General features: G+C 63.1%; 10 protein-coding genes. All 10 read left to right on the top strand.

Annotated features, from left to right (window positions below; translation table 11 throughout):
• Positions 1 to 389 (top strand): beta/alpha barrel domain-containing protein (locus tag NKI41_RS20030; protein ID WP_502901222.1); only part of this gene is annotated, 389 nt, incomplete at its 5' end.
• On the top strand, positions 386 to 991 hold the full coding sequence (locus tag NKI41_RS20025; protein WP_352470532.1) for a thiamine phosphate synthase: 606 nt from the start codon (positions 386 to 388) through the stop codon (positions 989 to 991). The genes NKI41_RS20030 and NKI41_RS20025, both read left to right, overlap by 4 nt.
• A complete protein-coding gene (locus NKI41_RS20020) occupies positions 982 to 1,755 on the top strand; it encodes a hydroxymethylpyrimidine/phosphomethylpyrimidine kinase (protein WP_352684707.1) in 774 nt (257 codons plus the stop codon). The genes NKI41_RS20025 and NKI41_RS20020 overlap by 10 nt, the downstream gene beginning before the upstream one ends.
• 412 nt (positions 1,756 to 2,167) lie before the next feature.
• Positions 2,168 to 2,893, top strand: coding sequence for a GntR family transcriptional regulator (locus tag NKI41_RS20015; protein ID WP_023679209.1), 726 nt, complete (start codon positions 2,168 to 2,170; stop codon positions 2,891 to 2,893).
• A gap of 27 nt (positions 2,894 to 2,920) precedes the next feature.
• A complete protein-coding gene (locus NKI41_RS20010) occupies positions 2,921 to 3,955 on the top strand; it encodes an ADP-ribosylglycohydrolase family protein (protein ID WP_352684695.1) in 1,035 nt (344 codons plus the stop codon).
• Positions 3,952 to 4,938 carry a PfkB family carbohydrate kinase gene (locus NKI41_RS20005; RefSeq protein WP_352502586.1) on the top strand — a complete coding sequence of 329 codons (987 nt, stop codon included), beginning with the start codon at positions 3,952 to 3,954 and terminating at the stop codon, positions 4,936 to 4,938. Before NKI41_RS20010 ends, NKI41_RS20005 begins: the two co-directional genes overlap by 4 nt.
• A 39-nt stretch (positions 4,939 to 4,977) precedes the next feature.
• Positions 4,978 to 6,039 carry an ABC transporter substrate-binding protein gene (locus NKI41_RS20000; RefSeq protein WP_352470536.1) on the top strand — a complete coding sequence of 354 codons (1,062 nt, stop codon included), beginning with the start codon at positions 4,978 to 4,980 and terminating at the stop codon, positions 6,037 to 6,039.
• A gap of 68 nt (positions 6,040 to 6,107) precedes the next feature.
• Complete coding sequence (locus NKI41_RS19995) at positions 6,108 to 6,977, top strand: ABC transporter permease (RefSeq protein ID WP_352470537.1); 870 nt, start codon at positions 6,108 to 6,110, stop codon at positions 6,975 to 6,977.
• Positions 6,977 to 7,765: an ABC transporter permease gene (locus NKI41_RS19990; protein WP_352470538.1), complete on the top strand. Its 789-nt coding sequence runs from the start codon at positions 6,977 to 6,979 to the stop codon at positions 7,763 to 7,765. Before NKI41_RS19995 ends, NKI41_RS19990 begins: the two co-directional genes overlap by 1 nt.
• A complete protein-coding gene (locus NKI41_RS19985) occupies positions 7,765 to 8,832 on the top strand; it encodes an ABC transporter ATP-binding protein (protein WP_352502585.1) in 1,068 nt (355 codons plus the stop codon). The genes NKI41_RS19990 and NKI41_RS19985 overlap by 1 nt, the downstream gene beginning before the upstream one ends.
• Positions 8,833 to 8,976 lie beyond the last annotated feature (144 nt).

Raw genomic sequence — 8,976 nt, 5'->3', positions numbered from 1 at the left:
CGTATACTACCGACGACCTTGTCGTCGCCGAGCGGCTGCTTGCGGCGGGCTGCAAGGTCTTGATGCCCTGGTGCGCACCGATCGGTTCCGCCCTCGGGCCGGTCAACATCACGGCGCTGCGCTCGATGCGCGGACATTTCCCTGATGTCCCGCTGATCGTGGATGCTGGTCTCGGACGGCCATCGCACGCGGCAACAGTCATGGAGTTCGGCTTTGATGCCGTGCTCCTGAACACAGCGGTCGCCAAGGCGGCCGATCCGGTCGGCATGGCGCGTGCGTTCGGCAAGGCGGTCGACGCCGGTCGAGAAGCTTTCAGCTCGGGGATGCTCGAACCCCGCGACGTCGCGGTGCCATCGACACCAACATTCGGCAGGGCGGTTTTCTCATGAAGCTCGATCCCTTCTACCTGATCGTCGACAGCGCCGCCTGGATCGAACGGCTGGTGCCACTTGGCGTCAAGCTGGTTCAGTTGCGCATCAAGGATAGGGACGAGGCCACGCTGCGGACGGAAATCCGCCGCGCGAACGGCGTCTGCGCGGTCCATGGTTGCCAACTGATCGTCAACGACTATTGGCGGCTCGCCATTGAGGAAGGCTGCGACTTCGTCCATCTCGGCCAAGAGGATTTGGCTGCGGCTGACCTGCTGGCGATTAAGTACGCCGGATTGAAGCTCGGGCTCAGCACGCACGATCATCTCGAACTGGAAACGGCCATCGCTGCCGAGCCCGACTATATCGCGCTCGGCCCCATCTATCCCACCATCCTGAAGCAGATGAAATGGGCGCCGCAAGGGCTCGAGCGGATCAGCGAGTGGAAGCATCGGGTGGCGCCGATCCCATTGGTCTCCATCGGCGGCCTCAACCCCGACCGGCTCGACGGTGTCTTCGAGGCTGGTGCGGACAGCGCGGCGGTGGTCACCGACATCACGTTGAATGCCGATCCCGAAGCGCGCACGCGAGAATGGATCGAAAAGACAAAGCCATGGCGCTGAGGCGAGAACCGCGTGTGCTCGTGGTTGGCGGATCAGACTCCAGCGGTGGGGCTGGAATTGCACGTGATATCGAGACGATCTCTTCCATTGGTATGCGCACCTGCCTGGCTGTCACAGCGCTGACGGTGCAGACGCACGAAGCCGTAATGGAAATCCATCCTTCGAAGCCCGATCTTGTGGCCGATCAGATGTGCGCCGCGCTGCAGGCCAACAAGGTGGCGGCAATTAAGATCGGCATGCTCGCAACGGCCGAGATCGTCGTTGCCATTGCCGGCGTGCTGCGCGAAAATCCGCAGGTGCCGGCAGTGCTCGATCCGGTGCTGGCCTCGAGCTCCGGCCGGGGGCTTCTGGAAGCAGGTGCCATCGCTGCCATGAGGCGCGACCTGATGCCGCTTTGCTGCCTTGTGACCCCCAATCTCCTCGAGCTGGCGCTCCTTGTTGGTGCGGAACCGCCAGCCGACGAGAGCGACGCGGTGAGACTGGGACGGAAATTGCTGGCAGCCGGCGTGCCGGGCCTGCTGATCAAAGGGGGCCACGCATCAGGACCTCGATCAACCGATATTCTGTTGCGTTCCGATCAAGAACCAATTCGCTTCGACGCACCTCGTCTTGTCGCATCAATGCGCGGGACGGGTTGCATGCTGGCTAGCGCGATTGCGGCGCATCTGGCGAAGGCGAAGCCGCTCGAAGACAGTGTGCGCGAAGGCAAGCGGCTTGTCTTGGCCATGTTTAAGAAGAATGCAGCAGACCGACGAAACTTGTAAAATTTTCCAACTCTCGAAAGACACGCCTGCCTCTCGCGGGTCCGGGCTGGTAATTTCGCCTCGTAATTCACCTCACTCGAGAGGAGTAGTTTGACGGCCTCGCCAGGCGGCGACCGCGAGATCAACGATGGCGAGGCGGCCGTCGTGCGCCGTATCTAGTGCGTTGTGTGGCATCCTTTCCCCCCATCCGACTGCGATCCTGGAATTCACCTTGGTCGCGAGCTCCTGCTAAACGATGCCCCTCGACGGGAGCGGTCGATCCCGCGTCTCGGCTGCGGCGGCGCTAGGCTGACGCTCCTTATGCCGTCCTGTTGAACCGGACTCGGGATCACGAACTGCTCCATGCGGCACTCGTTGACAAGCCTGCCGTGATATGAACAGGATTATACAGGATCACTGAACAGGTACCCATATGAAGCGGCGCTCGGTTCAACTGTCTCCCGGCACGGGCAAGCCCGAACAGATCGCCACCGTTCTCGAACATGAAATCCGCTCCGGTGTTCTCGGCTTCGGCGACCGGCTGCAAAGCGAGAACAAGCTCGTCCAGCGTTTCTCCGTCAGCCGCAACACCGTCCGCAAAGGCCTCGAGGAACTGTCCAACCGCGGGCTGATCACGACCAAAGTCGGCATCGGCTCTTTCGTCACCTTCGATGGCAAGCCCGTTGATGACTCCATCGGTTGGTCGCGGGCGCTCGCCAACGCCGGCGCCAACGCCGAGACGCGGACGCTGCGGCTCGAGGTGATCGAGGACCCCGGTCTTGCCGCACTGCTTGGTATAGAAAACCCGTTTTTCATCGCTGTCGACCGGGTGCGCACCAATGCCAGCGACGGGCACGCCATCTCCATCGAGCGCAGCCGCCTGCCATTGTCGCCGGAACTGGAGGACGTGCCGTTGCGCGGCCTGCGCGAAGGCTCGCTGCACCAGACGCTGCGCGGCGCGGGCCTCATTCCCGACCATGGCGAGGAATGGGTCGGCATCGAAATGCTCAACGCCGAGGACTCTGCAATCCTCGGTTGCCCGCAAGGCACGCCGTTTCTTCGCGGTCGCCGGTTGACCCGCGCCGCCGATGACCGGCCGATCGAATATGTGACCAGCCTGCTCAACCCGGCGCATTTTGCGCTGCATATGAGGTTCTGAGTGATGCCGGACGACAACACCGGGAATATGACTGATCGGGCCATGGGGGCGCTTGTCGGCGGGGCACTGGGGGATGCGCTGGGCATGCCGACGCAGCTTTTGTCGCCGGCCCGGATTGCCGAACTCTACGCCCATGTAGAGGGCTTCATTGCTCCTTTCGCCGACCATCCGGTGTCGAAGGGGCTTCCCGCTGGAACGATCACCGACGACACCGAACAGGCGCTTCTGCTTGGCCGTATCCTGGTCGAATCCGGTAACCGCTTCGATCATGCGCGGTGGGTCAACGCGCTGCTCGACTGGGAGCGCGACGTCAAAGCGCGCGGCAGCTACGATCTGCTGGGACCATCGACCAAACGCGCCATCGACGCCATCAACAATGGCGTGCCGGCCGAGGAAGCGGGGCGCAGCGGCGACACAAATGGTGCGGCCATGCGCATTGCGCCGGTCGGCATCATGATGCCGCCAGAGCCGCTGGACGCGCTGGTCGCCAAAGTTGCCGAGACCTGCCGGGCCACGCACAACACCTCGGTTGCCATTGCGGCCGCAGCCGCCGTTGCGGCGGCCGTCAGCCGCGGCGTCGCAGGCGGCGACTGGCGCGCCGCTTCCGACAGCGCCATCGCCGCGGCGAGGTGCGGAGCATCGCTCGGCCATTGGGTGACCGGCGGTGACATTGCTGCGCGCATTGGGTGGGCGCAGGAGCTTGTGCGCGGCAAGGCGACGAAGGACGCGATCCGGCTGATCACCGATCTGGTCGGCACCGGCGTCGCCAGTCAGGAGTCCGTTCCGGCTGCATTCGCCGTGCTGGAAGTCGCCGGCGGTGATCCCTGGCAAGCGGCGGTCATCAGCGCCAATCTCGGTGGCGACACCGATACGATCGGCGCCATCGCGACCGGCATGGCCGGCGCCTGCACCGGCTTTTCCCGACTGCCTCAGAACCGCATTGCAGACCTCAAGGGCATCGACATTGCGGCGGTTGGCGCGCTCACCGCCGACCTTGTTGCGGCCCGTATATCCAAGCGCCGTGCCGACAGGACGGGTCCCGGCAAGGATGCGGCGGCATGAGTGGGCGTCTCGTCCATGTCGGCAGCGCGGTGGTCGACTATGTCTACCGCATCGACGCCTTGCCGGCGCCGGGTACGGAGAAGACGGCGTCGAGCTACACGCAAGTCGCCGGCGGCGGCTTCAACATGATGGTCGCGGCCAGCCGCACCGGCATGAAGGTGGTGTTCGGCGGCCAGCTCGGCAGCGGACCCAATGGCGACTTCCTGCGCACGGCCTTAGCCAATGAGGGGATCGAGACGCTGACGACGCCATCGCCCGTCATGGACAGCGGCAATTGCGTCGCCATGATCAGCAGCGATGCCGAGCGCACCTTCGTCTCGTGGCCTGGTGCGGAGAGCTTGCTCAGCCTTGACATGATGGCGCCCGTCTCGGTCGCCCCGGGGGATTGGGTGTTCACCTCCGGCTATACGCTTAGCTATCCGGGAAGCCGAGACGCGCTTGTCGACTGGATCGAGGCACTTCCGGCCGACACACCGCTTGTCCTCGACCCGACACCTGTCGTCGTCGACATTCCCCGCCCTATCCTGCCTCGGATACTCGCCCGCACCACCTGGTTGAGCTGCAACAGGATGGAAGCGGCCGCGATTGCCGGTCCGGGCGACGTCGAGGCACTCGCGTCACGGCTTCTTAGCGACCACTCCCCGAAGGCCGTCGGCGTCGTTATTCGCGCCGGAGCGAAAGGCTGCCACATACGGCTGGCCGATGGCTCGGCGCAAACGAGTGCCGGCTTCGAGGTCGACGCCATCGACACCAATGGCGCCGGCGACACCCATATCGGCGCTTTCGTCAGTGCGCTGGCGCGCGGCGCGCCGCCTTTTGAAGCAGCGCGCTACGCCAATGCGGCGGCGGCCATTTCCGTCACCCGCCACGGTGGTTCATCAGCGCCGACCGACCACGAAATCCAGACATTCCTAAGCCATGCCGGCGGTCCGCCGATCGGCCTCCATGGCCGGAAGCAAGAGGCCAAACGCCCGACAGCCTGACAAAGCCCGGGAAGCGGGCAAACACAGAGAGGAACGAACATGCGCATGCCCGACTTGACTGCCCTGCTGACGGCGACCGCCGTCTTCACCTCCGCACTCGCATTTGCCGCCAAGGCCGACGAGGTGCACGTACTCAACTGGAAGGGCTACGGCGCCGACGAGCCGTGGGCCATCGAAGCCTTCGAGAAGGCGACCGGCCACAAGGTCGTCAACGATTTTTTCAATTCCGAACAGGAGATGCTGACCAAGCTCAGGACCAATCCCGGCCTTTACGATGTGGTCATGATCAACGCCGCTTTCAACGACCAGGCGATGGCGGAAAAGCTGATCCAGCCGATCGACACGTCCAAGCTGCCGAACTTTCCCGACATCAGCAAGGACAAGGCCGGATCGCCGATGCTCGTCCATGACGGCAAGGTCTATGGCGTGCCGTGGGTCTGGGGGCTGACGGCGCTCGCCATCAATGAAAAATCCTTCGATAAGCCGCCGACGAGCATCGCCGAAATGTGGGATCCCGCTCACAAGGGCCGCGTCACCATCCGTGATGATGCCGTCGAGGCGGTTCAGTTCGGCGCCATTGCCACCGGCCAGAACATCAACGACATCAAGGATATCGAGGCGGTCAAGGCGAAGCTCACCTCGCTGATGCCGCAGATCAAGACGTTCTGGAGCTCGGAGAACGACTGGAACCAGATGGCTGCCTCTAACCAGATCGACATCGGCACCTATTGGAGCGGCTCGGCCGATCGCGCCAAGACCCATTTCAAGCTGCCGGTCTCGCTCGTGATCCCGCAGGAGGGCGCTGTCGCCTGGCTCGACGCCTTCTCAATTCCGGTCGGTTCCAAGAATGTCGCCGGCGCCGAGGCCTTCATCAACTACATGATCGACCCGAAGTTCTATGTCGAATGGGTCACCAAGGTCGGAGCCCCGGTATCCGCCAACACCAAGGCTGTAGAAGCACTTCCCGGGGATGCGTTCAACCGCAAGGTGATGGGTGACCCGGCAGTCGCCAAGCGCATTCAGTTCCAGGCGCCGATCACAGACGCCCAGCGCGAAACCTATCTGTCGCTCTGGCAGCAGCTCAAGGTCGACGTGAAGTAACAGCAGAAGCCGGGATCAGCCGACCATCCATGTCGGCTGATGCTTCCCCATCCTGGGAGGTGGATGTCATGGCAGCACAGGTTGCGGCCGCGTCGCGCAGCGGATTGAGATCGGCCTTGCCACTGCTGGCGCCTGCCTATCTCTGGCTGACGGTTGCGATCTTCCTGCCGCTCTCAGCCATGGTCTTCTTCTCCTTCATGACCGACCTGCCGCTGTCGGGAAAGCCGTGGGCGTTCACGCTCGAAAACTATGCCGCCTTCTTTTCACAAAGCCTTTATCTGACATTGCTTTTGGCCTCGCTGCGCCTCGGCCTCGAGGTGACGCTGTGGTGCATCGTCATCGGTTATCCCGCCGCTTATGTGCTGGCCAAGGTGCTGAAAGGCCGCACCCGAGAGGCGATTTTCCTGCTCGTCATCCTGCCGTTCTGGTCGAACGGGCTGGTGCGTATCTTCTCCTGGGCGATGGTGTTGCGTGAAGGCGGCATTCTCGACACTGCGCTCAACGCCGTCCTGCCGTTCAAGATCAACATCGACCTAATGTATTCCTATCCGGCCGTAATCATCGGGCTGGTGCACTCCTACGTGCCTTACATGGTGCTGACCTGCTATCTGACCCTGCAGGCCATCGATGACTCGCTAATCGAAGCCGGGCGCTCGCTCGGCGCCTCGCGGCTGCAGGTGCTGAATCGAGTCATCATTCCGCTGTCGATGCCGGGGCTGGTGGCGGGCGCAGCGCTCGTCTTCGTCCCGGTTGTTGGTTCGTTCATGGAACCGCGCATCCTCGGCGGCCGTACCGGCACCTTTTACGGCACTGTCATCGAGGACCAGTTCGTCGCCGTGTTCAACTGGCCGCTGGGTGCTGCGCTCTCCTTTATCCTGTTGGCCGTCGTGCTGGTCATCCTGGCGGTTGCCTCGCCGGTGCTGCGGAGGGCTACGTGATGGCGACGACACGTGTTCTCGAATGGCTCGGCCGCCTTTACATCTGGCTATTGCTCGCCTTCCTCTATGTGCCAATCATCATCATGGCGCTAATGTCTTTCAACGTTTCGCCCTTCTACCAGCTGCCGTTCGAATGGACGGCGGAATGGTATGTCTCGCTGTGGCAGAACGACCAGCTTATCTCAGCCACCTGGAACAGTGTCGAAATCGCAGTCATCACTACCATCATCTGCGTCGTGCTTGGCTCGGCGGCGTCACTTGCGCTCTACCGCTATGAGTTTCGCGGCAAGAAATTCCTCCAGGCGCTGCTGTTTCCGCCAATCGCCATTCCGTGGCTGATAACCGGCACAGCGATGTTGATCTTCTTCTTCGGCGTGGGCATTGGGCGCGGCCTGTTCGCCATCCTGCTTGGCCATGTCGCGCTTGCGCTTCCCTACGTCATTGTCGTCGTGTCGGCCCGACTGCAGACCTTCGCGCACGAGCTGGAAGAGGCGGCGCGCTCGCTCGGCGCCAATCAATGGCAGTTGACGAACCGCGTCACGCTGCCCTGGATCATGCCGGGCGTCATTGCCGGGGGGCTGTTCGCCTTCGCCGTGTCCTTCGACCAGTTCGTCGTATCCTACTTCTTGTCGACGCCGGGCCAGACGACGCTGCCGGTCGAAATCTACGCCGCGATCCGCAAGGGTTTCACGCCCGAGATCAATGCGGTCTCGACGATCATCATTGTCGTGTCGATGGCGCTGATGCTGCTGACAGCGCGCTTCTTCAAATTCGGCGGAGAGAAATAATGGCTGGCGTCCAAGTAGCGAACGTGTCGCGCGCTTTCGGTGCCCACAAGGCGCTGGACGATGTGTCTATCGATTTCGCCGACGGCGGCTTCTACGCCCTGCTCGGTCCCTCCGGCAGCGGCAAGACCACGCTGCTGCGCCAGATCGCCGGCTTCGACTTTCCCGACTCTGGCCGCATCTCCATAGGCGGCGAAAGTGTCGAGCGGGTGCCGGTGGAGAAGCGGCGCATCGGCATGGTGTTCCAGAACTACGCCCTGTTTCCCAATATGAGCGTTGCTGGCAATGTCGCCTTTGGCCTGTCGGTGCGCGGCGAGCCCAAGGCGGTGATTGCCAGCGAGGTACAGCGCGCACTCGACCTTGTGCAACTCGGCAGGCTCGGCGGCCGCCGGCCGCATCAGCTGTCCGGCGGCCAGCGCCAACGGGTTGCGCTCGCTCGCGCGATCGTCATCCGGCCGCGCGTGTTGTTGCTCGACGAGCCGCTCGGAGCGTTGGACAAGGCGCTGCGGGTCGACATGCAGATCGAGCTCAAGCGCATCCAGCGCGAGATCGGCATCACCACCATCTTCGTCACCCACGACCAGGAAGAAGCGCTGACGATGAGCGACCGCATCGGCATTCTGCGCGATGGCAAGCTGGTGCAGGAAGGCTCGCCCGAGGAGATCTACGATCGGCCGAAGAGCGAGTTTGCCGCCACTTTCCTGGGCGACGCCAACATCCTTCGCGGCGACAGCACGGGCAACGGCATCCGACTGCCGGACGGCACAGCGATTGCCGCCGGCGCGGGTGCCAAGCTTGCCGCTGGGGCCAAGGCAAGCTGCGCCGTGCGGCCCGAACGCATCCGCATCTTCACCGATGCCGAGGCTCCGGATGCGGCCAACGCGAATCTGCTGCGAGGCCAGGTATCGAAGCGCATCTTCGCCGGAAATAGCAGCACCTACTTTGTCGAGCGTGCTGGCCAGACGCTCAAGGTGATTGTGCAGAACACCGGCGCTGGCAGGCTGGCGGAAGGTCAGGATGTCGTGCTGCATTGGTCGCCGGAAAGCACAGTCTTGATCGTCGCGGGGTAGCAGGCCAGAGATAGACCACTGACCGACTCAGATGGGGCTTTTGTGATGGTAAAAGATTGCGACCTCCTGGTTGAGGTCCGCGCCAGAAACGCCGATACGTCCCGCCTACGAGACCATGCCATTTTTTGGTGGTCTTGCGGCCCG

Source organism: Mesorhizobium sp. M0601 (assembly GCF_040320845.1).
Classification (GTDB): Bacteria; Pseudomonadota; Alphaproteobacteria; order Rhizobiales; family Rhizobiaceae; genus Mesorhizobium.
The sequence above is the reverse complement of the archived record's forward strand: the minus strand, read 5'-3'. Positions and strand labels throughout refer to the sequence as shown.

Coding starts and splice junctions, on each gene's coding strand:
- NKI41_RS20015 (WP_023679209.1), top strand. CDS start 2,168: ATGAAGCGGCGCTCGGTTCAACTGTCTCCCGGCACGGGCAAGCCCGAA.
- NKI41_RS19995 (WP_352470537.1), top strand. CDS start 6,108: ATGGCAGCACAGGTTGCGGCCGCGTCGCGCAGCGGATTGAGATCGGCC.
- NKI41_RS20025 (WP_352470532.1), top strand. CDS start 386: ATGAAGCTCGATCCCTTCTACCTGATCGTCGACAGCGCCGCCTGGATC.
- NKI41_RS20010 (WP_352684695.1), top strand. CDS start 2,921: ATGACTGATCGGGCCATGGGGGCGCTTGTCGGCGGGGCACTGGGGGAT.
- NKI41_RS19990 (WP_352470538.1), top strand. CDS start 6,977: ATGGCGACGACACGTGTTCTCGAATGGCTCGGCCGCCTTTACATCTGG.
- NKI41_RS20020 (WP_352684707.1), top strand. CDS start 982: ATGGCGCTGAGGCGAGAACCGCGTGTGCTCGTGGTTGGCGGATCAGAC.
- NKI41_RS20000 (WP_352470536.1), top strand. CDS start 4,978: ATGCGCATGCCCGACTTGACTGCCCTGCTGACGGCGACCGCCGTCTTC.
- NKI41_RS20005 (WP_352502586.1), top strand. CDS start 3,952: ATGAGTGGGCGTCTCGTCCATGTCGGCAGCGCGGTGGTCGACTATGTC.
- NKI41_RS19985 (WP_352502585.1), top strand. CDS start 7,765: ATGGCTGGCGTCCAAGTAGCGAACGTGTCGCGCGCTTTCGGTGCCCAC.